Here is a 25898-nt window from a genome sequence, read left to right as displayed (position 1 = left end):
AAAACTCCAACTTTTCAGTTGGAGTTTTTTTTAGCATTTAATTTCCATAACATAATCGTCCATAATGTAGTTATTCCCTATTTCGATTACTTCTTCTTTTGTAATTTGGAAACCATATTTTTGGTAAAAGTCTTTGGCTTTATTGAATTTATTCACATTCAAAAACAAAGCTAAATTATTCGATAGAACAACTTTTTCTTTAATATAACCTATTACTTGCTTACCGATTCCTTTTCCTTGGATTTCAGGTAAGACGTATAATTTTTGAAGCTTAGTTTTATTTGAATTGTTACAATTTAATTCATAAGATGCGAAACCTATAAAATTTTGATCATCCTCAATCAATAGAAAAATATGTCCATTATCAAATTGTTTTTCTAAAGAATCGATAGAATAAATCATCTCTAACATATAGTCTAATTGCGCTTTTGAAAGAATAGTTTCGTAAGCATTAGGCCAAATTATATATGCCAAATTTTTAACTATTGCTAATTGTTCTTTAGTGGCAACAACAATATTCATATTATTTTTTTAGGCGTTTTTGTTCTCTTGCTAAAAGTGTATTTTTCAATAACATAGCAATAGTCATTGGTCCAACTCCACCTGGAACTGGAGTTATAAATGATGCTTTTTTAGAAACATTTTCAAAGTCAACATCACCTACAATTTTGTATCCTTTTTCAGAAGTTTCGTCAACAACACGAGTGATACCAACATCAATTACAACTACATCATCTTTAACCATTTCGGCTTTTAAATAATTTGGAACTCCCAGGGCTGTGATAATAATATCAGCTTGTGTTGTAATTTGGTTTATATTTTTAGTGTGACTGTGTGTCAATGTAACTGTTGAATTTCCTGGAAAGTGATTTCTTCCCATCAAAATACTCATTGGACGCCCAACGATATGACTTCTTCCAATAATTACGGTATGTTTTCCATCTGTTGGAACATTATATCGTTCTAACAATTCCAAAATCCCAAAAGGAGTTGCCGGAATAAATGTACTCATATCTAAAGCCATTTTTCCAAAATTTTCCGGGTGAAAACCGTCAACATCCTTACTTGGATCAATACAATTAATGATTTGTTGTGTATCAATTTGTTTTGGCAGTGGTAGTTGCACTATAAAACCATCAATATCATCATTTTGATTTAATTCATTAATCTTCTTAAGCAGTTCTGTTTCAGATGTTGTGCTTGGTAATTTTATCAATGTAGATTCAAAACCAACTCTTTCGCATGCTTTTACTTTGCTTCCAACATAAGTCAAACTTGCTCCATCATTTCCAACAATTATTGCTGCTAAATGAGGAACTTTTTCGCCTTTGTCTTTCATCTTTTGAACTTCAGCTGCTATTTCATTCTTAATATCTTCAGATACTTTTTTTCCGTCTAAAATGGTCATTGTAGTTGTGTGTTGTGTTGTTGTTATAGTTACAAAAAAGACGCGATAAATCGCGTCTTTCCATTATTTCATACCTTTCATTCCGCCCATCATGCGCATCATGTTTTTTCCTCCAGGACCTTGCATCATTTTCATCATTTTGCTCATTTGGTCAAACTGCTTCATCAATTGATTTACTTCTTCTATCTTTCTACCAGAACCTTTTGCGATTCTAGTTTTTCTTTTCATATCAATTATTGAAGGTTTTGTTCTTTCTATTGGTGTCATAGAATGGATTATTGCTTCAATATGTTTGAATGCATCATCTTCAATTTCAACATCTTTAAGTGCTTTTCCAGCACCTGGTATCATTCCAACCAAGTCTTTCATGCTACCCATTTTTTTAATTTGTTGAATTTGAGCTAAGAAATCATCAAAACCAAATTCATTTTTAGCAATCTTCTTCTGAATTTTTCTTGCTTCTTCCTCATCATATTGCTCTTGAGCTCTTTCTACAAGCGAAACAACGTCTCCCATTCCAAGAATTCTATCAGCCATACGTGATGGATAGAAAACATCGATTGCATCCATTTTTTCACCAGTACCAATAAATTTGATTGGTTTATTTACAACCGATTTAATTGTAATCGCTGCTCCACCACGAGTATCACCATCTAACTTTGTAAGGATAACTCCGTCAAAATTTAATCTATCGTTGAAGGCTTTTGCAGTATTCACAGCATCTTGTCCTGTCATTGCGTCAACAACAAATAACGTTTCTTGTGGCTGAATAGCTTTGTGAACATTTGCAATTTCAGTCATCATTTCTTCGTCAACAGCTAAACGACCAGCAGTATCGACAATTACTACATTAAAACCATTTGCTTTAGCGTAAGCAATAGCTTTTAATGAAATATCAACAGGATTTTTGTTTTCTGGTTCAGAATAAACCTCAACACCTATTTGATCACCAACAACATGCAACTGATTGATAGCCGCAGGACGATAAATATCACAAGCAACCAAAAGTGGTTTTTTGTTCTTTTTAGTTTTAAGATAATTGGCTAATTTACCAGAGAAAGTTGTTTTACCAGAACCTTGCAAACCAGACATTAAAATAACAGTAGGATTTCCTGAAAGATTGATTCCTGCAGCATCACCACCCATTAATTCGGTTAATTCATCTTTAACCAATTTCACCATTAATTGTCCAGGCTCTAATGTAGTTAATACATTTTGTCCCATTGCTTTTTCTTTTACTGATGTAGTAAAATCTTTAGCAATTTTAAAGTTAACATCGGCATCAAGTAAGGCACGACGAACTTCTTTAAGAGTTTCTGCAACGTTTACTTCTGTAATTTTTCCATGTCCTTTTAGGATATGGAATGCTTTATCTAATTTATCGCTTAAATTATTGAACATAATGGTGTTTTTAGAAGTGCAAATATAACTTAAAGTTATAAAGTTTCAAATTAAGATTTAATCAAAATAAAAGTTTGGTAGGGTAAATATTGAATTACTTGTTTAGTATTAAAATTAAATAACTTTAAATTTATAAACTATGAAAAACAAAGGATTATTAATCGGTTTATTTTGCATTTCTTTAATAAGTGTATCATGCAGTAAAGATGATGAACAAAATTCAGACAACTTAACTATCAAAGCGAGATCTAGCTACTTGGCCAATAGATCATTAGAACAAAAAACCAACAGCAACGTTAATTTAACTTCATTTAAAATCAATTTAAAAGAAATTGAATTTGAAATGGAGGATTCTTCTTCAGGTGATGGGTTTTATGGTGATGATGATGATATCGAATTAAAAGGACCTTTTGAATTAAATTTACTAAATGGTACCTATGAGATAACATCGTTAAATGTTCCAAGTGGAGTTTATAAAGAGGTTGAATTTAAGATGGCAAAAAATAGAACCATTGGTAGTGATATGTATAACAAATCAATTGAAATAAAAGGAACTATAAATGGAGTACCATTTGAATTTTGGCATAATGTTGAGGAAGATTTTGAAATTGACTATGACGACACAAATCAAAACATTGTTGTATCTAATAACTCCACTTCAATAATTTTTGATTTCGATTTGACCTCAGCATTAAATAGTGTTGATCTTAGTTCTGCTACAGATAACGATGGAGACGGAATTATAGAAATTAATCCTAATGATACTGATGGTAATCAAAGTTTAGCCAATTTAATTAAAGATAAAATTAAAGATTCTTGCGATTTAGATGATTAATTAAATTTAAAAAAAGACCCAAATTTTTAACCTACAAAACTGCCCAGATAACTGGGCAGTTTTTTTTTATGCATAACTTTTTAGTATTTATAATGCAACTAAACATAATACATAACCCTGATTTTTAAATCATTAAATAGTATAAAACCAATGTTCTATGCACAAGTAATGTATTGAATATACAATAATAGGAACTCAAAAAAAGAAACTGCTTATTACAAAGTAGGTAATCACTTTGTTATTCATTTAATGAACTAAATTAAAACTTATAGTTCTGTTCATAAAAACTTCATCTCCATATTTAAATTAAATAATCAATTAAATTAAATCCAATCTACTGTTAATCTTTAAAAATCCAACTAATTATATTTACTCACATAAAAAATGGAAGCTCCATTTAAAATTTAACATAAAAAAACCCATTCTGTTTCCAAAATGGGTTTTTAAACAATATTTAGGATTCTATTTAGATAGTATTAATTTTTTTCAAAAGTTAATAAATCAGTTCCTCCATTTCCACCGCTAACATCTCTTAATTCGATTTTTGAAGCAGTGTAGGTTACAATATCCCAATCATCAGTAAGGTCTGCAAAATTGGCTGGAGTAGAAAATCCGATATTAAAATCTAAATCATTACTTGGATTATCATTATTACTATCACCTGAAGTTACTGACCAAGTTCCGTTGTAAGTATTAGAACCATTAGATGCTGTTAAAGCACTTCCTGTTCCAAAAGTGAAGTTATATCCAGTAAAATTTGAGGTCTTAATTGTTCCAGAATCGTTGTAAAGAGTTATTCTCCATGTTCCTTGATTAACTGTATTTATTACAGGAGTTGGATCAGCAGGTGAATTTGAATTATTGTCATCGTTACTGCACATAGAAGCAACGTTTAGCATAAAAATGCAAAGTAGGATTGGTATTAATTTTAGTGTTTTCATAAAGTTCTTTTTTAAATATTTATTTGGTTAATTTTTAGTAAAATTCAAGTAATCAGTATCGTTACTTCCTCCGCTTGAATCTTTAAGTCTTATGATAGTTGAAGAAAATTCTACAACTCTCCAATCATCTTCAATTTCATCTAAAGTATCTCCATTAAACAACAAGTCGAATATTGTATTTCCACTATCAAGATAAGTTGACCAAGTTCCATTTATTGAAGTTGAATTTTTTGTAGCTATCGATGTTCCATTGGTATTGAAAGTAAAATTATATCCGGCATAATCAGAAGTTTCATCTCCATCATCATAGAAATAAGTTATTCTCCATGTGCCAGAACTTACAACAGATGAAAAAACAAGATTTGGGCCACCAGAACCAGAGTTACAATCATCTATAGAATCATCAATCAAGGTTTCTAATTGAGAATTACTATTTACAACTACATTATTCCCATTTGAATCTGTAACTGATATTGGATAGACTATTGCTGCAATAACAGAAGAAGACAAGTTATCAATAAAATTAAAAAATTGTGAATTATTTTGAAGAGTAATTGTGTTTGCAATTTGATTATCAGTATTGTAAATGTTTATTGAAATAGGATAATTTATTGTAATACAATCGATTTCGTCAAGATCATCATCATCATCACAATCATTAATTTCATTATTTAATTCACCCAAAGAATTAATAACTTTGGAAGTAAAATCTTGAAATTTTATAGTGATTGGATATGTAAAAAAAACAATATCATTATCCAATGAGCTTGCGTCTTTGATGTTTTGAACCGTTTGATAATCACTTTGATTTGAAACAGTAACATTTTGCGAATTTACAGTTATAGTAACTGGTAATTGTACATAAAAGCAACTTGAGTTATCTAAAACATTATCAATTCCTGTAGGAAATTGAGAAGTCCTAGCTAACAAATTTACTAACGGAGTTCCCACAACCAAATTGGCCGGAGCAGGATTCTGAGAATCATCTATTATTTCTTCTTCTTCTTTTTGACAAGAGGTAAACAAAGAAATGAAGAGAAACAAAATTAAAATTTTAAATTCTTTCATAAACCTTATGCTTTTTTTGATTCCTAATAATGTAATAACAAAGTAAAACAAATTTACCCTACCACATTAAAAAAATTATTTTATTTTTACAAAAAAACATTAAAACAATCATGTCTAATTATACAATTTCAGAAACTTGCCAGGAAAATGTATTTTCACATTTTTTTAAAAATCATATAAAATCGTTACGCAATTTTCTGACTTATAAATATGGTAATGAAGAACAAGCCGAAGATATTGCTCAAGAAGCTTTTATTAAATTATGGCAAAATTGTAAAGATGTTCCTCTAGAAAAAGCAAAATCATACATATACACAATTGCTAATAATTCATCATTGAATGTAATTGCACATCAAAAAGTAAAACTTAATTACCAAAAAACTAATACTTCAAACGACCGTTCTAATGAAAGTCCTGAATTTTTATTAGAAGAAAAACAATTTAAAGATAAACTTCTTACTGCAATTGAAAATTTAAATGAAACTCAAAGAGTAGCTTTTTTGATGCACCGCATTGACGGAAAGAAATATGCTGAAATTGCTGAAGAATTAAATATAAGTGTTAAAGCAGTTGAAAAACGTATTCACATTGCTTTGTTAGAATTAAGAAAAGAATTTAAAAATTTTAAGTAGGGTAAAATAACTTTATTTTGTTTTTACATAAGTGAAAGAAGATTATGGAAGAAAATTACAAATTAGCGAAGTGGTTGAATGATGAGATGACTGATGAAGAGTTGAAAGAATTTCAATCAGAATCGGATTACCATTTGTACCAAAAAATTAAACTTTATTCATCAGATTTAGAAACCACTAACTTTGATGAAGAGAAGCTACTATCTAAGGTTATTGCATCTAAGAATCAAGCGCCAAAAGTAATTCCTTTGAAACAAAATTGGTTTTTAAGAATTGCTGCAGTATTGGTAATTGGATTGGGATTATATTTTAGCTACAATACTTTTTCTGCAACTAATGAAATTGCAGCTAATGGTTTAAAAACAACATTTTCTTTACCTGATAATTCAGAAGTTGTTTTAAATTCTGGATCGGAAATAAGTTATAAAAAATGGAACTGGGATTCCAATAGAAATTTAAATCTAAAAGGAGAAGCATATTTCAAGGTTGCAAAAGGCAAAAAATTTGAAGTTAAAACCGATTTAGGAACTGTAAGTGTTCTTGGAACTCAATTTGATGTAAAAGCTCGAAAAAATCGTTTTGATGTTACTTGTTTTGAAGGAAGAGTAAAAGTAAATTACAATAAACAAGAAGTGATTTTAACCAAAGGACAAACTGTTGCCTTTGAAAATAACAACAAAATTCTTTTTGAAAATGTTTCTGAAACAAAACCATCATGGACTTCTTCTGAAATTAATTTTAATAAAGAAAGTTTGTCAAATGTTTTAGACGAAATACAAAGACAATATAACATTTCAATTAACCAAAAAGAAATTGAAAACAAGCAACTATTTACTGGAAAATTACCTACTAACAATCTAGATGTTGCTTTACAAACCATTACCTCAATCTATCATTTAAAATATTCAAAAACAGAAAAATCGAATTATACTTTTGAAGAAATAAAGTGAAATTAAAAAAAGGTATTTACTCTTTAATCTTATTTTTTGTCTTTGCTTTGAACTTAAATGCTCAGAACAAAGACAAAACAGTTTTGCTTAAAACAGTTTTAGAAAAGATAGCAAAACAGCATTTTGTAAATTTTAATTACCTTGAAGATGAAATTTCAATTTTTAAAATAATTCCACCTGATAAAAAACTTACTTTAATTGAAAAACTTGATTACCTAGAATCTAAAACAAAATTAGAATTCAAAATAATTACTGCAACACAAATATCAGTTATTAACAATAAAAATCTTGACAAACCATTGTGCGGTTATCTAATCGATTATAATGATAATCAGCCTATTGCTTATGCAAATATTCATATAAAAGACACACCTTACAATACAACAAGTGATGAAAAAGGATATTTTGAACTCAATCAAAAATCTCCAAATCAAATAGAAATCACTCATGTAAATTATGAGAAAATTGTTATTACTGCTTTAGAGTTGTATAAAGAGAATTGTCCAAAAATAAAACTAAAAAATGTTATAAATCAGCTTGATGAAGTTATAACTCCTATATATTTAACCAAAGGAATTTCAAAAAAAACAAATGGTACTTTTGAAATAAAACCACAGAAATTTGGATTATTGCCTGGCTTAGTTGAAGCAGACGTTTTTCAAACTATGCAACAATTACCAGGAATATTAAGCGTTGATGAAACGGTTTCTAATATTAATGTGAGAGGTGGAACTCATGACCAAAATCTATTTCTTTGGAATGGAATCCGCTTATTTCAAACTGGTCATTTTTATGGTTTAATTTCGGTTTTAAATCCAAACTTAGGACAAAAAATAAGTATCAGTAAAAATGGTACTTCAGCATTTTATAGTGAAAGTGTTTCAAGTGTAGTTGATATATCTACATCGACAAATTCAAAAGAAAGCAATTCATCATTTGGATCAAACATGATAAATTTTGATTTTAACACAACATTAAAAACATCTAAAAATTCATCGTTACAAATAAGTGGAAGACGCTCATTTACTGATTTATTTAACTCTCCAACATACAAAAGTTATTATAATAGAATTTTTCAAAACACAGTTGTAACCAATCTTTCAGAAAACCAAAATGTTGACTATAAGTCGAATGTGAATTTTTACTTTTTTGATGGAACTGTTTCATTTAATCAAAAGATAAAGAAAAAAACAAATCTTAGAGTAAATCTTATTGCCATCTCTAATCAATTGGATGTAGATCAAGATAGATTTCAAAACAATATTAAAACTATTAGAAATAATGTTTTAAATCAACATTCTTACGCTGGAAGTGTTGAATTGGAAACTAAATGGAATAAAAAAAATAGTTCAAAAATAGTTTCATATGTATCTTATTATGATATCAAATCTGAAAATCAGTCTATAAGTAGCAACCAGATTTCTAATCAAGAAAATAGTGTCCTAGATTTTAAAATACAACTACGAAATACACATACAATAAACGATAAAATTACATTTAACAATGGTTATCAATTTAATGAAATTGGAATTGGTAACTATGACAAAGTAAATTCACCTTTATTTTCCAGAAGAATAAAAGATGTATTACACATTCATGCATTAATTGGTGAACTAAATTATAAATCAAAAAACAGTGGCTTTAATTCCTCTTTAGGTTTTCGTCAGAATTACATTTCTCAATTTAGTAAGTTTATTTTTGAACCTAGAGTTCAGGTAAATTATCCAATAAATACGACGTTTCAAATTGATTTTTTAGCAGAAATTAAAAACCAAACTAGCTCTCAAATAATTGACTTACATCAAGATTTTTTAGGAATTGAAAAAAGAAGATGGATATTATCAAATAATGAAGATGTACCAATCATCAAGAGTAATCAAGTTTCTATAGGATTGACTTTCAAAAAGAAAAATTGGTTACTATCAATTGAAAATTTTTATAAAAAAGCCACAGGAATCACTTCACAAGGTCAAAGCTTTCAAAATCAATTAGAATTTATAAAAATAAATGGCGAATACAATGCGATTGGAAGCGAAGTATTGATTCAAAAACAATTTAATCATTTAGTTTCATGGCTTACCTATTGCTATACCATCAATGATTATACTTTTAATGATTATGTTCCACCAACATTTTCAAACAATTTTGAGAACAGACATCAACTTAATGGTGGCATAATTTATGACTATAAAAAAATAAAAGTAGCTTTTGGTGGTCGATGGCATTCAGGGAAACCAACAACTTTACCAACCAATAATACTATAAAAAATGGCGAAATCGTTTTTGATTCACCAAATTCTAGTAGATTAAATGATTATTTACAACTAAATATATCATCAAATTATAGCATTACAATAAACAAAAAAATCAATCTTGTAGTTGGTGCTTCTATACAAAACATTCTAAATAATAGAAACGTAATCAATGAATACTTCAGAATTAATCAAAACAGTAATTCTATTGAAAAAGTAAATATTTTTTCAATTGAAAGAACTCCAAATTTGTTAGTTAGACTGAATTTCTAATAAAATTGATTACATTCTCTCAGGAACTTCAATTCCTAATAATTGAAAGGCTGATTTTATAGTATCGGCAACTTTCTTAGATAGTTGAACTCTGAATACTTTTTTATCTTGATTTTCTTCTCCAAGTATAGATACATTTTGATAAAACGAATTGAATTCTTTTACCAATTCATAAGTATAATTGGCTATTAAAGCCGGACTATGATTACGAGCTGCATCTTGAATAGTTTCTGGGAAAAGTGCAATTTGTTTAAGTAGCTCTTTTTCTTTTGGATGCAATTCAATTGAAACAGACATCGTTGTATCAAATTCTGCTTTACGCAAAATCGATTGAATACGAGCATAAGTATATTGAATAAATGGACCAGTATTTCCTGCAAAATCAACTGATTCTTCTGGATTGAACATCATTTGCTTTTTCGGATCTACTTTTAGCATGTAATATTTTAAGGCTCCAAGACCAATTGTTCTATACAATTTAGCTTTCTCTTCCTCAGAATAACCAGCTAATTTTCCTAATTCTTCCGAAATTGATTTGGCTGTTGTAGTCATTTCTTCCATTAAATCATCGGCATCAACTACAGTTCCTTCTCTAGATTTCATTTTTCCAGAAGGCAATTCTACCATTCCATAAGATAAATGATACAAACTATCAGCCCAATCAAAACCAAGTTTTTTAAGGATTAAGAACAAGACTTTAAAATGATAATCTTGCTCATTTCCAACAGTGTAAACCATACCTCCAACATCTGGAAAATCTTTTACACGCTGAATTGCAGTTCCAATATCTTGAGTCATATACACTGCAGTTCCGTCTGAACGAAGCACGATTTTTCTGTCCAATCCATCTGGTGTTAAATCAATCCAAACCGAACCATCAGGATCTTTTTCGAAAATTCCTTTTTCTAAACCAAATTGAACTACTTCTTTTCCTAACAAATAGGTATTTGATTCATAATAATAACTATCAAAATCAACACCTAAACTTTTATACGTTTGAGCAAAACCATCATAAACCCATTGGTTCATAGTTTTCCAAAGCTCAATAACTTCTGGTTTTCCTGCTTCCCAATCTAAAAGCATTTGTTGTGCCTCTAAAATAATTGGTGCTTGTTTTTTAGCTTCTTCTTCTGTCTTTCCTTGAGCCATTAGCTCATTGATTTGAACTTTATACTCTTTATCAAAAGCAACATAAAAATTTCCAACCAACTTATCTCCTTTTAAACCTGAAGTTTCTGGAGTTTGTCCGTTACCATATTTCTGCCAAGCCAACATCGATTTACAAATGTGAATTCCTCTATCGTTGATGATTTGAGTTTTGTATACCTTCTTTCCTGAAGCTTTAATGATTTCGGCAACTGAATATCCTAATAAATTATTACGAACGTGACCAAGGTGCAAAGGCTTGTTGGTATTTGGCGAAGAATATTCCACCATAACCGCTTTTGAACTTGATGAAGCTTCAACAAATCCATAAGAACTATTATCTTTTATTCCGTTAAAAAAAGTAAGATAGAATGCATCAGAAATTACAATATTTAAAAATCCGGCAACTACATTGAACTTTTCAACTTCGGCTAAATTTTCAACTAAATGAGTTCCAATTTTGGTTCCAATTTCTACAGGATTGCCTTTAATAACTTTCAATAGCGGAAAAATTACCATAGTAATATCGCCTTCAAAATCTTTCCTCGTAGCCTGAAATTCAATTTTGTCGATAGTGATATCAAACTGTTTTTGAACGGCTTCAATAATGGCTGGAGTTAAGATTTGTTGTAAAGTCATTTTTATTATTTTTTGAGGTTGCAAAGATAGAATATAATTGGAAAAAGTTTTTATAAAATTTGAGTAGGATAACTATTTTTTGAATTGTTTTATTGTAGAATTAAATTTACATAAAATATAAGAATATAAATACAAATAAATAAAAAATATATATTTAAACGATTTTATTTGCTTTTTATCGTTTTTTGTATAATATTTATCGGGCTAAATAAAATTCATCTAATGATGTTACTTTTATTGAAACAAAAACCTAACTAAATACATTAATAAATTAAGCGCCTTTTTTGCCCCAACAGAAAACAGCTTTTATGATTCAAATTGTAATGCATTTGAACTAAAAAACCCCGAAGTGCAAATCGGGGTTTTTATTTTATTTCAAAATCATTTAGAATAATCCTTCTGATGTACACAATCCAAAACCAATAATTAATAAAACTATTAATGTAATAGCTATTTTTAATTTAGTTTCTGTAGAACTATTTTTTAATTTGAAAATTTTTGGAATTCCAACAAGAAAAATTATAAAACTTAATAATCCTACTATACCTCTAGCAATAGCTCCTTCAACAGAGTAACCTAACTCATAAATTGCATAGCAAATTGCCGAAAAATTGATAACTAATAAAATCCAATACGAAATATTTGATTCTTCGTTTTTTTCTGAAAAAAATAATTTATCAATGTAATAACCTAGAAGTATTGGGCAGATTAATATCAGTAAAAAAATCATTTTCTACCATTTAATTATGGCACTTGCCCAAGTAAATCCGCTACCAAAAGCTGCTAAAACAACAGTATCACCATCTTTTATTTTACCTAATTCCCATGCTTCAGTAAGCGCAATTGGAATAGACGCAGCGGTTGTATTTCCGTATTTCTGAATGTTGTTAAACACTTGGTCGTCAGTCAATTTAAACTTTTGCTGAATGAATTGAGAAATTCTCAAATTAGCTTGATGCGGAATCAACATATCTATATCAGAAACTTGAAGATTATTGGCTTGCAAACCTTCATTGATAACTTCGCTAAAACGAACTACAGCATTTTTAAACACAAATTGACCGTTCATATGTGGAAAGTAACTTTCGTCATCTGGATTGTTATCGGCAATGATATCTGTAATCCATCTTCCGCCCATTCCTGGTGCTAAAACTGCCAATTCCTTTGCATGTTGACCTTCAGAATGTAAATGTGTAGAAAGAATTCCTTTGGTAGTATCTACCTCTCTTGATACCATTGCTGCTCCTGCTCCATCTCCAAAAATAACTGAAACACCACGACCTCTATCGGTCATGTCTAAACCAAGTGATTGTACTTCTGAAGCTACCACAAGGATATTTTTATACATTCCAGTTTTAATAAATTGATCGGCAACAGAAAGTGCATAGATAAATCCAGAACATTGATTTCTAATATCTAAAGCTCCAACTGTTTTCAATCCTAATTCTTGTTGCAATGCAACTCCTGGTCCAGGAAAATAATAATCTGGTGAAATTGTTGCAAAAACTATGAAATCAATGTCATCATTGGCAACACCAGAACGTTCAATAGCAATCTTTGCAGCTTTTACTCCCATAGAAGTTGTCGTATCCTCACCTCTTACTATGTGACGACGTTCTTTTATACCAGTGCGTTCTTGAATCCACTCGTCTGTGGTGTCCATAATTTTAGACAAATCATCATTAGTAACCACATTATCAGGAACATAATATCCTAAACCTATTATTTTGGAATTATACATGTATTATCGTTTTATCAATTTTAGTAACACAAATTTAGTCATCTTTTAAAAAAGCACATCATTTATCGCTATAAATTTTGAATTTAATAGTTTAATAAACCATTATAAAACAAAAAAACCAGTCGTAAAACTGGTTTTTTATTTATTTTTCAAAATTGATTATGCCGATTGATCATCAACAGTTGCATCTGGTGCATTTTTCTTTACTGATTCAATTCCGTTATCTCTTGAAGCTACACTTTCGTACATTTCACTGTTTCCAATGATTTGACCATTACCAGCTTTCAAATTGAAATAAGGTTGTCCGCTTTTAGCTTCCAATCTATCAAAACGGCCATCGTCTTGCGAATTTTTTCTAACCGATTCTATACCATTTAAGCATGCTGCTTTTGTAGTATAACCTTCACTTGCAAGAATAGTTTGCCCATTTCCTGCTTTTAAATTGAATTGAAACTCACCATTTTTTCTTGTTGTGATTACAAATTTTCCCATGATTTATGTTTTAGTTTTTTATTTAAAATTTTAATAAAATTAAAAGTTTTTTTTAAAATAAACAAATAACATCTGTCTTATTTTTACTACTTCACTACTTTAACCGACTGTCTTCCAGTATTAGTGTACAGATTGATGAAATAGATTCATTTGATATTAAAAAACAAACTCCTTAAAAAGTCCAACAGAAATAAATGATTTATCAAAAGTTCTTGTTTTAAAGAGTCATAAATATCTCCTGACTTTGCTATTTTTTTTAATATATTTGATGTAGCATATAAAAAGGCAAATAAACCATTAAATGAGTACAACTGAATACTTTGAAAGAGTTATATATGGCTTACCAATAGGATTATCATTTTTGTTAATCGGTCTAATCATGTATAATAAAATAAATAAGAATAAGAAAAGACCTGAATATGGCATAAAAAGAGGTAATACCTTGGAGTATTTTTCTGATGCATTTAAAATATTAACATATGATTATCCTAAATTTTTTATAGCTATAGGTTTAGGAATTATTTTAATGGCGATAATTTTTTTTATTCTAGCAATTTCAAATTAAAAAAATCTATTCAGTAAAATTGTAATGTAAAGTATTTAACAAATAAATCCCAGCGACATTTCGCAGCGCAGTGTTAGAAAGAACTCTTTGTGGAGCTTGGTTAGTAAAATTCAAAATGAAAAAAGCAAAATGAAAAAAATATTAATCAAATGTATTGTACTCTATTTTTCAATTTGTAATCTCCATTGTCAGAGTAAAACAATTAAAGGAAGAATAATTAATGAACAATTTGAGTTTATGCCAATGACCTCAATTTTGAATAATCTTAATGTTGAAATTGGTAAAACAGATATGAATGGTTTTTTTGAAATTGTAATTCCTGATTCCGAAAATAAATTATCATTTAGATTTATTGGTTTGGAGCCTTCAAATATAGAACTTACAGATAATTGTAAAGAAGTTGAAATTATTATGATTTCAAGCGGAACTCATGATTTTATAAGTCTAAGAAAAGTGGATAGACTTCGAAAAAAAAGATTTAAAAAATTGCAAAAATTACACAAATTAGCCTTTGAAAGAGGTCTTTTTAGGACAGATAAGGCTTGCTATATTCAAGAATTTATTCCTTATTACGAGAAAAAACCTCAGCGCAATTAATCATAAAAGCAAAAAATAAATTATTAATACTGTATTTACTGGTACAAAAAGTACTATAGAAGAAAAGAAAAAAAATGGATTTTTATAACATTGTTTTAGGCTTAAGTCTTACTATTCTAGGGATTTTGTTGATAGTATACTATCAACAATCAATTAAAATAAAAAAGCAAGGCTTATATTTTTCTCGAATTCAGAATGCAGGTTTTATACTAATAATGTGGGGTATTGTATTGATAGTTAGAGCATGTAAATAATTTAAAACCCGACTTTGCGGAATAACTATATTTAAAAACAAATAAATCTGCAATCTTTTTACTACTTCACTACTTTAACCGACTGTCTTCCAGTATTAGTGTGCAAATTGATGAAATAGATTCCTGCAGGATAAGGAAAATCAAAAGTGTACTTTTTGGTTATAGCGCCTTCAATTTCATCAAGTTTTAGTTGTTTTATAAGTTGTCCTGTATTGGAGTATAATCCTAACATTAAATGATCTACACCTTTAAAATCAATTTCTAAATTCAATTTGTCTTTTATTGGGTTTGGTGCAACCCTAACGATTAATGGTATTCTAGCTTGCTCTTGAAATTGATTGACTGCTAAATTATTAGTCATTTTGTAAATTGTAGTTCCACAAGCATAAGCCAAATCATTATTTAAAATAAAAATTCGATTCAAGTTACTTCCAACCGTAGTGTTTGTCCAAGTATCGCCACCATTGATAGTTTCGTAAAAACCCGTGGCCTGACCACCCATCCAACCATGATTTTCATCTACAAAACCAACTGCTTGAACATCTACTTCTGGAGCAACTTTTGTTGTCCAAGTAGCACCATTATCAATAGATTTTATTAATTTTCCATTATTTGGAGCGACTGAAGAAACAGCACCAAAAATTACATTGGTATTATTGTGTAAGGTTTGTAATTTCCAAACATATTCACCTGGAATAGAGCCATTGTAAAGAATTGACCATGTTGTTCCCCCATTAGTAGTTTTTAAGATTACTGCTCCAGTAGCATTATTTCCGGCCGCATAACCTGTATTTTCATCTAAAAATAATACTTCTACTAGTGTATTTGCGTGAGCACTCATATCAATATATTGCCACGTAGCACCACTATCGGTAGATTTTATAATGTATGCCGGAGAAAAATAAGCTCCACAGCCATAAATTGTTGAAGTTCCAACACAATCCAATCCACAAATAGCAGCTGGATTTGGGGTTATGGTAACCAAATTCCATGTGGCACCACCATCAAGAGTTTTGTAAAATTTACCATTCAAACTTCCTAAAAAACCAATATTGGCGTCAAGAAACTCGATATTTCTAAAATAATGACTGCTACCAAGTAGGGCATTATTGGTTTGTAGATTCCAATTTAAACCACCATCGGTTGTTTTGTATACTGCAGCATAAAATCCATTAGCTGCCCAACCTAAATTTTCATTCAAAAAGAAAACATCATCAAATCGTTGTCCGTTGGTGTTCACAGCAGCATTTGGAAGTGGTGACCATGTTAATTGCGCCGAAGCAAACGAAGAAATCAGCAATAAAAAGTAGAATTTTTTCATCAATCAATATTTTGCATAAAATTATAAAATTAATTGGCTGTAGCTTAAAATTGATAACTTTTTTTAAGGATATTTTTAACACAAACCAAAACAATTATGTAACAAGTTTGTTTTACTTTAGTCCAATAAATTTTCACTAAAACTAAACTTTATGAAATTACGATTTATTGCATTATTGTTTTTGGGAGTTATTAGCTTCACTTTTGCTCAAGAAAATCTGAGTTACCAAAAGCCTTCAGCAGAGATTTTAGCTCTTGCCGATTATGAAAGAGCACCATCTGTAAGTATGGATTCTAAAAAAGAATACATGCTTTTAAGTTACAGAAATACTTACAAAACGCTTGACGATTTAAATCAAGAAGAAATGCGTTTGGGTGGTTTACGTATTAATCCTGTAACTAATATTTCGAGTACTGTTACGTATATCAGCAATTTAAAAATCAGAAAAATTGCTGCTAAAGATGAAACTCAAGTATCAGGTCTTCCTCAAAATGCGAGACTAACCAACATTTCTTGGTCGCCAGACGAAAAGAAAATTGCATTTACGAATACTACGAATTCTGGAGTTGAACTTTGGATAATTGATGTAGCAACAGCTTCGGCAAAAAAAATAACATCAGACAATTTGAATGCCAATTTAGGAAGTCCTTATAGTTGGATGAATGACAATCAGACGTTATTGGTGAAAGTTTTGCCAAAAAATCGTCCGGCTTTAATCAATGAGAAAAAAGATTTACCAAAAGGACCAACCGTTTCTATGAGTGATGGTTCAAAATCACAAAATAGAACCTATCAAGATTTGTTGAAAAACAAAAATGACGAAGCTAATTTTGATGCTTTAGTAACATCAGAATTATATAAAGTAACGATTTCTGGAGCTTCAACTTTATTCAAACCAGCAGACATTTATGCTGGAGAAAGTTTTTCACCTGATGGAAATTATTTGATGATTACTACAATTCAAAAACCTTATTCTTATATAGTCCCATTGAGTCGTTTTCCACAAAAATCTGTAGTTTATGATTTGAATGGAAAAGAAATCAAACAAGTAAATGAAGTACCTTTAACGGAAATTATGCCAAAAGGTTTCTCTTCTGTAAGAAAAGGAAAAAGAAGCATGAGTTGGAGAGCAGACAAACCGGCAACTTTAGTTTATGTAGAAGCTCTTGATGAAGGTGATCAAGCTAAAAAAGTAGATTATAGAGACGAAGTTTTTCAATGGAATGCGCCTTTCAATTCGGCACCAACTTCTATGATGAAGACGCAACAACGCTTTGGCGGAATCAATTGGGGAAATGACACTTTTGCAATAGCTTATGACAGTTGGTATGATACAAGAAATGCTAAAACCTATTTATTAAATCCATCTAATCCAAATGAAACTCCAAAAGTAATTTCGGATAGAAACTCGCAAGACATCTATTCAGATCCAGGAAATTTTGAAACCAAAAAGAATGAATTTGGAAGATATGTAATCGCAACCGAAAATGGCAATGCTTATTTAATTGGTGACGGACATACTAAAGAAGGTCAATTTCCTTTCATTGATGAATTGAATTTGAAAACATTAAAAACAAAACGTCTTTACACTTCAAAAATAATGGACAAAAAAGAAGATTTGATGTCTATTGAAGATTATAAAAAAGGTGATGTTTTAGTGATGATGCAATCTAAAAATGATTATCCTAATTACTATTTTAGAAACATTAAATCTGGTAAACTAACACCAATTACAGCTTTTAAAAATCCATTTGAAAGCATTAAAAATGTTTATAAAGAAGTAATTAAATACAAAAGAAAAGATGGCGTTGATTTGTCTGGAACTTTATATTTACCAGCAGGTTACGACAGAACTAAAAAAGAAAAATTACCTTTATTGATTTGGGCTTATCCAGCAGAATTTAAAGACAAAAACTCAGCAGGACAAAATGATAAAAATCCAAATGAATTTACATTTCCAAACTATGGTTCGTTTGTTTATTGGGTAACTAAAGGTTATGCTGTTCTTGATGATGCTTCTTTTCCTATCATTGGTGAAGGAACTACAGAACCAAATGACACTTTTATAACGCAATTGGTTGATGACGCAGAAGCTGCAATAAATGCAGTAGATAATTTAGGATATATCAATCGTAAAAAAGTTGCAGTTGGCGGGCATTCATATGGAGCTTTTATGACTGCTAATTTATTATCACATTCTAATTTATTTGCTTGTGGAATTGCAAGAAGTGGAGCATACAACAGAACTTTAACGCCTTTTGGATTTCAAAGTGAGCAACGTAATTACTGGGATGTACCTACAATTTACAACGGAATGTCTCCTTTTATGAATGCAGATAAAATGAAAACGCCTTTACTTTTAGTTCATGGTGATGCCGATAATAATCCTGGTACTTTTACTTTACAATCTGAACGTTATTTTCAAGCTCTTAAAGGACTTGGTGCGCCAGCAAGATTGGTTTTATTACCAAAAGAATCACACGGATATGCTGCTAAAGAAAATATCTTTCACCTACTTTGGGAACAAGATCAGTTTTTAGAGAAGTATTTGAAGAATTAGTGAAGAGTGATTAGTAATAAGTGAATAGTTAATAGACCTTTGAAGTAAATTTGAAGGTCTATTTTATTTTTAAATATACTTGTGTTGTTTTGGGAATCTCTGAATTGTGTTCGAAAAATAGAATTTCGTTATCCAATTTTGCTTCAATCAAGTAATGACTTCCTCTGAAATAGGAGTTTAAAACCTCAACTTTTATATCAGAATTTTCTACAACTTTAATTTGATGTGGGTAAATGTATTGTAATTTACCATCAATATTAATTTCATTCACATCTCCAAAAAGTGAGGCAATATATTTAGATTTTGGATTTTCAAAAATTGCTTTTGGAGTTCCACTTTCAATGATTTCTCCATTTTTCATTATTAAAACTTCATCGGCAAATGAAAGAACATCAGTGCTATCATGAGTCGCTGTTACACAAGTAATTTGTTTTTCCTTTAGATAGGCGAATAATTTTCTTCGCAAACTGTTTTTTCTAAAGTTATCGATGTGACTAAAAGGTTCGTCAAGCAATAAAACTTCTGGCTCTAAGGCTAAAACTCTAGCAATTGCAACTCTTTGCATCTGACCACCACTAAGATTTTTGGCTTTTATATCGAAAAAGTCTTCCATTTCTACAATTTCTAAAAGCTCCTTTACCCTATTCCATTTTTTTTCAGAATCGATATTTGACAAATATTTACCAACATTTTCAGCTACTGTAATGTAAGGCATCAAATCAAAATCTTGTGCGAGATATTTCATGAAATCCATGCCTGGAATCAAATTGTATTTTGGTCCTAAAACTTCTATATCATTCCAAAAAATATTTCCGTCGTTCAAGTCATGCAAACCATAAATTAATTTTAGAAGCGTACTTTTTCCACAACCACTCTCGCCAATTATAGAAACATTATGACCTTTATGGATTGAAAAAGCACTTTTTTTAATGGTAACTTCTTTCGAATAAGAAAAAATTATGTCTTGAACTCTAAGCATTTTACAAAAATAACAACTTATTTGATACATTTTATCAGTGATTTACGCCATTTGCGATAAAGTTTTGATAATTAGCTAAATGAAAAAAAAATATTTTATTTAATGAGATAATTTAGTGAAATTTGTAGCCCCAATTCTTTTAATAACCTTTGCAATTGTTGAATGTATATTTTTCAAAATAATTTGAATAACAATGGAAATTAAAAAAATATTATTTGTTTGTATTTTCTTAATCAGTTTTATTTCTAAAGCTCAAGTCGGTATTGGAACAGTTAGTCCCAATGCTACTTCTATGTTGGATATTACTTCTAGTAATAAAGGTTTACTTATTCCCAGAGTGTCCTTAACAAGTACTTCCGATGTAACAACTATAGCATCTCCAACAACTTCATTATTAGTTTATAATTCAGGGTTTGCGCCAAACGGTTATTATTACTGGAATGGTTCGCTTTGGGTTCAATTAGCAACAGTAAATAATACAAATTGGACGATTTCTGGTAATAGCGGAACAAGTTCAGCAACTAATTTTATTGGTACTACAGATGATGTAGATTTAGTGATAAGAAGAAATAACATTCGTAGCGGATTTATTGGAAACCCTACTATAGCTTCTGGTAATAAGAATACTTCATTTGGGGCAAATTCTTTAAATGCAGCCGGAACAGGAATACGAAATACAGCTATCGGAACCAATGTTATGCCTGGCAATACTACAGGACAATTAAACGTTTCTATTGGTGACCAATCCATGTTTTCAAACTTGACTGGAAATACTAATACGGTTATTGGTGTTGGCGCTTTATATTCTAATTCATCAGGAAATGAAAATGTAGCTCTTGGAAGAAATGCTTTAACAAGCGCTAATGCTAATAATAATACCGCGCTTGGTTTTGCATCACTTCGTCAAAATTCAACTGGAACTAATAATGTTGCAATTGGACATCAAGCTGGTTATAACGAAACCGGAAGTAATAAATTATATATTGAGATGTCTACTGCTGCAAACGGAACTGACTCAAGTATAGATAATGCTTTAATTTATGGTGAATTCAATAATAGAATTGTTAGAACTAATGGTACAATTCAGGTAGGCAATCCTGCCACATCTGGTTATTCGTTTCCTACATCAAGAGGAACTGTGGGTCAAGTTCTTCAAACTGATGGCGCTGGTGGAACAAGTTGGGCTAATTCAGTAAATAGCTTATCGTTAGTAAGAACTAATTTATCTGCAAATCAAAATGTTGCATCAACTGGTTGGCAAAAAATCGCTTTTAATACTATTGCTTTTGATACCAACTCTGAATTTAACACCACTAACAATAGATTTACTGCAACAAAAGCTGGCTATTATGAAGTAAATGCCGGTTTTCATACTTTCAATAAATCAGATGCTGAATATTATGGTATTGCCGTTTATAAAAATGGTGTAGAATATCAAGAAACTTCTTCACATCATTATGGAGACAAGTTGATTTCAAGAATCATTAACTGTACCATCAACTTAATTCCTGGTGATTATTTAGAAATATATATTTTTAATGGAAATGCACCTTCAACAATTGATGCTTATATTGGGAAAAGTTATTTTGAGATTAAGCAGTTAAAATAAGTCAAAAAAAAAAACGAGAATTACTTTTCTAAAAAAGATATTGGTCTTGCCGCTTAATCAATAAACTTTCTGGATTTGGATTGGCAAAAACTTACTTCTAATTATAAATCTTCATCATCAATCCATTATTTGTCAAAATTTTCTCAGATGATAACTCTGGATAATATTTTGGAAACAGAAAATTGCATAACAAAAACTTATCAAAATAATTGTTGTGACATATTACTTTTATGCATGCTAAAGATTGGTGCGTTTTAAAAATATTTTCTTTTAAATTTTTATATAATTAATAAAACCCAATAACAATAATTATAATATTGATATTTTTATTGTTATTTTTTTAGACAATACACAACTCAAACGTTGTATTAACATAAGATTAAAGATATTTTACCTATACATTAGTACAACATTATAATAATAATTGGTTAATTGTTAAGAATAAGTATCTAAACAATGATAGTTGAAACTGAATAATAATCTAATTTTTTATAGTTTTTTTTAACATTTCAAATTTCGTATAGTTTTTATACACTAACACTTTATTAATTGAGAAAATTTAACTTGTAAGTTTGAAATTGAACAAAATCAAACAATTATGAAAAAAATCTTCTTATTATTATTCCTACTGATTTTTTCTTTAGGACAATCTCAAGTCCTACTACAAGGATTTGAATCCGGTGGGATTAACGGCGGCCCTTTTGGTGGGATGCCAGCACCAACAATAGTAACTGGAACTGGATCCAACACCAGCCAAGTCCTAAGAATTGATGGTAATACAACAGGTCAACCATGGCAAGGGATAAATTTGTTTTTAACAAACCCTATAAATTTGACCGTAAACAAAACAATGACTATAGACGTACTTTCAAGTACACCTATCACATTTTTAGCTAAAGTTACTACTGGAGGTGCTATAGCTGCAGCTCCTGTTACCCACAACGGTGATGGTACTTGGCAAACCCTTTCATTTACATTTAATACCTCATTAGACAATCAAGCGGCTAGTCCTTCTGGTACCTACTCAGGTTTTGTGATTCATGCTTATTGGGAAGTTGGCAGAACACAGTTCTTTTCTCCAACAACTTGTCCTACTCCACCAAGAACATTTTTTGTCGATAATATACGAGAGCCTTCTTTACTTCCTCCTGCAACAGTTGGTACTTTTAGCGTACCCACTAAGAATGCTGGAGACCCTAATTTTTTCTTAACACCTCCAACTTCTAATAATACGAGTCCATTCACGTATTCAAGTAGCAATAATGCTATAGCAAACATTATTAACGGAAATGAAGTACAGGTAGGTATTGGTGGAACTTGCACCATTACTGCATCTCAAGTTTCTGATGGAACATTTGCCGCAACATCGACTACAGCAACTTTTGAAGTAATTTCTCTTAGTCCACCGCAACCAGTTGGACTTGTCGTAAATAGTCCAACATCTTCTAGTGTGTTTTTGGCTTGTGGGCCAAATAATGCAGGTAGTGGTGATGTTGTTTATAGATTGTTTTATTCCCCAACTGCCACAGCTCCAGCAAACCCTACTACTGCCACTCAATATACTTTTGGGAGTACGCCAGGAGATGGAAATGGTCTTAGTGCATTTGGATTTGTTTTAACCGGTCTGAATTCAGGAACACCGTATACATTTTGGTTGTATCAATACAATACTACTTTAGGTTTATATTCTCCTCCAACTGCAGTAACAGCTACAACTACATCAGCAGCTAGCGTACCGCAACCTGTTGGCTTCGTTGCAACCGACCCAAGAACTTCAACGAGTATACGTCTAGCTGTTGGCCCTAACAATTTGGGTGGAACTATAGTTTATAGATTATTCTATTCACCAACAGCCACAGCTCCAGCAAACCCTTTAACGGCAACGCAATACGCTTTTGGAACTACTCCTGGTGATGGTAATGGTACTAATGCTTTTGGATTTAATATAGGTGGTCTTACTCCGGCAACACCTTATACTTTTTGGCTGTATCAATTTAATACTGCAACTAGTGTATATTCCCTTCCTACTATAGCGTCTAATACAACATTAACTGCACCACCAGTGCTGATACCACCAACAACTAATGCACCAGTGCCTACGCGTAATCCTGCTAATGTTGTTTCAGTATATAGTAATACATATTCTAATGTAGCAACAAATTATAATCCAAATTGGGGACAATCAGGTTTTGGCGTTTTAAATCAAGCGTTTGAGGCTGTTCCAGGTTCGGGTAATACTATTTTACATTATGCTAATTTTAATTACCAGGGTACTGAACTTACTGCTACTAACCTATCTGATATGGAATTTTTGCATGTTGACCTATGGACAAATGCTCCATCGTCTTATGCAATAATTCAAGTAAGCCCTATTAACAATGGTACTGGAGCAGCAGAGACTTTAGTTACTATAAATCAAAATCAAGGACAATGGGTTAGTGTGGATATACCTAAAGCTGCTTTTACTGGGATGACATGGGATAGCGTTTTTCAAATGAAATTTGCTGCTAATGGTCCAGGAAGTACTACACCTGCAGACATCTATTTAGATAATATCTATTTTTGGAAAAACCCTGGTGTAAGTACGGATGCAACTTTAAGTGATTTGCAAGTAGATGCTGCTACAGTAAGTGGTTTTAGTCCTTCAACACAAACGTATACCTATACTGTACCTTTTGGAACAACAATTATTCCTCAGATAACATCTGCAACTGTAAGTAATGCGGCAGCTGTGGCTGTTATAAACCAAGCTACTTCTTTACCTGGTAGTGCAACTGTTGTTGTTACTGCTGAAGATACTTCTGTTCAATTTACTTATACTGTAAATTTTGCATTTCCTCCTCCACCAGCGCAGCCGGTAGGATTTGTAGCGCAAAATCCAACACCTACCACCTCGTTCTTAGCATGTGGTCCTAATAACGTAGATGGAAATATCGTTTATAGATTATTTTATTCTCCAACTATCTCTGCTCCTGCAAATCCATTAACCGCTACTGAATATACTTTTGGATCCAATGCAGGCGATGGAAACAGCGTTGCTCCTTTTGGATTTGTTATTTCTGGACTTACTCCTAGTACCAATTATACGTACTGGTTGTATCAATATAATATTGCAGAGGCTCAATTCTCAGTACCAGCGATTGCAACGTTATCTACTTTATGTTTGCCAGTAAATTGGTATAATGATGCAGATGGAGATGGATTTGGAACTGATTCAACATTAGTCACTTCTTGTACTTCTCCTGGTGCAACCTATGTATTATTAGGTGGCGATTGTAACGATGCTAGTGCTGCTATCAATCCAGGTGCAGTTGATATATGTTACGATGGAATCGATAACGATTGTAATGGTATAATTGATAACAATTGTACACCAATTGTAGGATCATTGCCAGCAGGAACATGTGGTACAACTCTTGCAGGATGGTTCTCAACGGTTACTGCAAACTGGACAAATTTTGCTCAAGGATACCGATTCAAAATCACTAAAGTGGATATGAACACTAATTTACCAATTGCTGCATCAGTTACCATTGACAGACCAGTAAATAACATTTCTTTGGCTAACGTTCCAGGAACGACTTATAACTCAAGATATATGTTTGAAATTGCAGTACGATTCAACAATGTATGGCAACCATTTTTTGGAGCTCCATGTTATTTGAACACACCAAATCCAGTTTCAACAATTGGAGCACAATGTGGAAGTACTTTAACTGCTATGAACCAATGGATAAATGCAGGAGCAGTTTCTAGTGTTACTGCTTATAGATTTAGAGTTACAAGAGTAATTGCAGGTGTTCCAACAGGAACTTCTCAAGAAACTACTCAAGGTATGAATAGATTTAATATGACTCAATTGTCAGGTATCTTGTTTGATAGTACTTATAGAGTAGAAGTTTCATTAAGAAATACCGATGGTACCTTCTTACCTTATGGTACACCATGTGATATCAATACGCCAGCTCATCCAACTACACAAGTTAGATCGGTTCAATGTAATAATTATCAAGTTACAAGTAACTCAGAGTTAATTATTGCAGACGGAGTTAATGGTGCAACTACCTACAGATTTAGAGTTTACAACGGAGTAGATTATGATACGTTCTTTGATAACACATTAAATCGTTTTACATTAAACAACTTCCCAGGATTAATTCCTAACGGAGCCATTTATTCTGTACAAGTAGCAGTTAGGTTACCAAATGAGACTAGCTTTGGTCCATACAGTAAAT

The 25898-nt window shown here is 31.0% G+C and carries 20 protein-coding genes; 9 read left to right on the top strand and 11 right to left on the bottom strand.

The genetic code is table 11. From position 1 onward, the window contains the following. Nucleotides 1–30: 30 nt before the first annotated feature. The 3 genes from ACIQ06_RS07385 to ffh form a co-directional block, all read right to left on the bottom strand. Entirely contained in the window at nucleotides 31–522 is a 492-nt protein-coding gene (locus tag ACIQ06_RS07385) for a GNAT family N-acetyltransferase (protein WP_396145003.1), read from the bottom strand. Nucleotide 523: 1 nt separating this feature from the next. Next, nucleotides 524–1408, bottom strand: a complete 885-nt coding sequence (locus tag ACIQ06_RS07380; RefSeq protein ID WP_396145001.1) for a bifunctional 5,10-methylenetetrahydrofolate dehydrogenase/5,10-methenyltetrahydrofolate cyclohydrolase — start codon at nucleotides 1406–1408, stop codon at nucleotides 524–526. Nucleotides 1409–1471: 63 nt separating this feature from the next. After that, nucleotides 1472–2809 carry a signal recognition particle protein gene (gene ffh, locus ACIQ06_RS07375; RefSeq protein ID WP_345089798.1) on the bottom strand — a complete coding sequence of 446 codons (1338 nt, stop codon included), beginning with the start codon at nucleotides 2807–2809 and terminating at the stop codon, nucleotides 1472–1474. Nucleotides 2810–2948: 139 nt separating this feature from the next. Between ffh and ACIQ06_RS07370 the strand changes: the two genes are divergently transcribed. Continuing rightward, complete coding sequence (locus ACIQ06_RS07370) at nucleotides 2949–3644, top strand: DUF4382 domain-containing protein (protein ID WP_396144998.1); 696 nt, start codon at nucleotides 2949–2951, stop codon at nucleotides 3642–3644. Between the two features lie 476 nt (nucleotides 3645–4120). On the opposite strand, the gene ACIQ06_RS07365 is transcribed toward ACIQ06_RS07370, so the two are convergent. Both ACIQ06_RS07365 and ACIQ06_RS07360 read right to left on the bottom strand, forming a co-directional pair. Next, a complete protein-coding gene (locus ACIQ06_RS07365; protein ID WP_396144996.1) occupies nucleotides 4121–4585 on the bottom strand; it encodes a hypothetical protein in 465 nt (154 codons plus the stop codon). 27 nt (nucleotides 4586–4612) lie between these two features. Beyond that, nucleotides 4613–5653: a hypothetical protein gene (locus tag ACIQ06_RS07360; protein WP_396144994.1), complete on the bottom strand. Its 1041-nt coding sequence runs from the start codon at nucleotides 5651–5653 to the stop codon at nucleotides 4613–4615. A 110-nt stretch (nucleotides 5654–5763) separates the two neighbouring features. Here ACIQ06_RS07360 and ACIQ06_RS07355 point away from each other — a divergent pair, with 110 nt between their 5' ends. The 3 genes from ACIQ06_RS07355 to ACIQ06_RS07345 are packed head-to-tail and all read left to right on the top strand — an operon-like array spanning nucleotide 5764 to nucleotide 9760. After that, nucleotides 5764–6285, top strand: a complete 522-nt coding sequence (locus ACIQ06_RS07355; RefSeq protein ID WP_396144992.1) for an RNA polymerase sigma factor — start codon at nucleotides 5764–5766, stop codon at nucleotides 6283–6285. 44 nt (nucleotides 6286–6329) lie between these two features. Beyond that, complete coding sequence (locus ACIQ06_RS07350) at nucleotides 6330–7235, top strand: FecR family protein (protein WP_396144991.1); 906 nt, start codon at nucleotides 6330–6332, stop codon at nucleotides 7233–7235. Beyond that, nucleotides 7232–9760: a carboxypeptidase-like regulatory domain-containing protein gene (locus ACIQ06_RS07345; RefSeq protein ID WP_396144990.1), complete on the top strand. Its 2529-nt coding sequence runs from the start codon at nucleotides 7232–7234 to the stop codon at nucleotides 9758–9760. Before ACIQ06_RS07350 ends, ACIQ06_RS07345 begins: the two co-directional genes overlap by 4 nt. 9 nt (nucleotides 9761–9769) lie before the next feature. Here ACIQ06_RS07345 and argS read toward each other — a convergent pair whose 3' ends face one another. The 4 genes from argS to ACIQ06_RS07325 form a co-directional block, all read right to left on the bottom strand. Beyond that, nucleotides 9770–11545: an arginine--tRNA ligase gene (gene argS, locus ACIQ06_RS07340; protein ID WP_396144988.1), complete on the bottom strand. Its 1776-nt coding sequence runs from the start codon at nucleotides 11543–11545 to the stop codon at nucleotides 9770–9772. 385 nt (nucleotides 11546–11930) lie between these two features. After that, a complete protein-coding gene (locus tag ACIQ06_RS07335; RefSeq protein WP_396144987.1) occupies nucleotides 11931–12275 on the bottom strand; it encodes a hypothetical protein in 345 nt (114 codons plus the stop codon). A 3-nt stretch (nucleotides 12276–12278) separates the two neighbouring features. Next, on the bottom strand, nucleotides 12279–13286 hold the full coding sequence (locus tag ACIQ06_RS07330; protein ID WP_344815081.1) for a beta-ketoacyl-ACP synthase III: 1008 nt from the start codon (nucleotides 13284–13286) through the stop codon (nucleotides 12279–12281). 159 nt (nucleotides 13287–13445) lie between these two features. Next, on the bottom strand, nucleotides 13446–13778 hold the full coding sequence (locus ACIQ06_RS07325; protein WP_298307712.1) for a YegP family protein: 333 nt from the start codon (nucleotides 13776–13778) through the stop codon (nucleotides 13446–13448). Nucleotides 13779–14079: 301 nt separating this feature from the next. Between ACIQ06_RS07325 and ACIQ06_RS07320 the strand changes: the two genes are divergently transcribed. Further along, nucleotides 14080–14343, top strand: a complete 264-nt coding sequence (locus ACIQ06_RS07320) for a hypothetical protein (RefSeq protein ID WP_396144986.1) — start codon at nucleotides 14080–14082, stop codon at nucleotides 14341–14343. Between the two features lie 129 nt (nucleotides 14344–14472). Continuing rightward, nucleotides 14473–14940 carry a hypothetical protein gene (locus ACIQ06_RS07315; protein ID WP_396144983.1) on the top strand — a complete coding sequence of 156 codons (468 nt, stop codon included), beginning with the start codon at nucleotides 14473–14475 and terminating at the stop codon, nucleotides 14938–14940. Nucleotides 14941–15255: 315 nt separating this feature from the next. Here ACIQ06_RS07315 and ACIQ06_RS07310 read toward each other — a convergent pair whose 3' ends face one another. Then, nucleotides 15256–16515: a T9SS type A sorting domain-containing protein gene (locus tag ACIQ06_RS07310; RefSeq protein WP_396144980.1), complete on the bottom strand. Its 1260-nt coding sequence runs from the start codon at nucleotides 16513–16515 to the stop codon at nucleotides 15256–15258. Between the two features lie 151 nt (nucleotides 16516–16666). Between ACIQ06_RS07310 and ACIQ06_RS07305 the strand changes: the two genes are divergently transcribed. Continuing rightward, nucleotides 16667–19075, top strand: a complete 2409-nt coding sequence (locus ACIQ06_RS07305) for a prolyl oligopeptidase family serine peptidase (RefSeq protein ID WP_396144978.1) — start codon at nucleotides 16667–16669, stop codon at nucleotides 19073–19075. A gap of 58 nt (nucleotides 19076–19133) precedes the next feature. Here the strand turns inward: ACIQ06_RS07305 and ACIQ06_RS07300 are convergent, their stop codons facing one another. Next, on the bottom strand, nucleotides 19134–20054 hold the full coding sequence (locus ACIQ06_RS07300; protein WP_396144976.1) for an ABC transporter ATP-binding protein: 921 nt from the start codon (nucleotides 20052–20054) through the stop codon (nucleotides 19134–19136). 193 nt (nucleotides 20055–20247) lie between these two features. Here ACIQ06_RS07300 and ACIQ06_RS07295 point away from each other — a divergent pair, with 193 nt between their 5' ends. Together ACIQ06_RS07295 and ACIQ06_RS07290 are read left to right on the top strand one after the other, a co-directional pair. After that, nucleotides 20248–21663, top strand: coding sequence for a hypothetical protein (locus tag ACIQ06_RS07295; RefSeq protein WP_396144974.1), 1416 nt, complete (start codon nucleotides 20248–20250; stop codon nucleotides 21661–21663). A gap of 598 nt (nucleotides 21664–22261) precedes the next feature. Further along, nucleotides 22262–25898: MopE-related protein (locus tag ACIQ06_RS07290; RefSeq protein ID WP_396144972.1), on the top strand; the 3637-nt coding region annotated here is incomplete at its 3' end.

Origin of the sequence: Flavobacterium sp., from assembly GCF_044341265.1 — a bacterium.
GTDB lineage: Bacteria > Bacteroidota > Bacteroidia > Flavobacteriales > Flavobacteriaceae > Flavobacterium.
The sequence above is the reverse complement of the archived record's forward strand: the minus strand, read 5'-3'. Positions and strand labels throughout refer to the sequence as shown.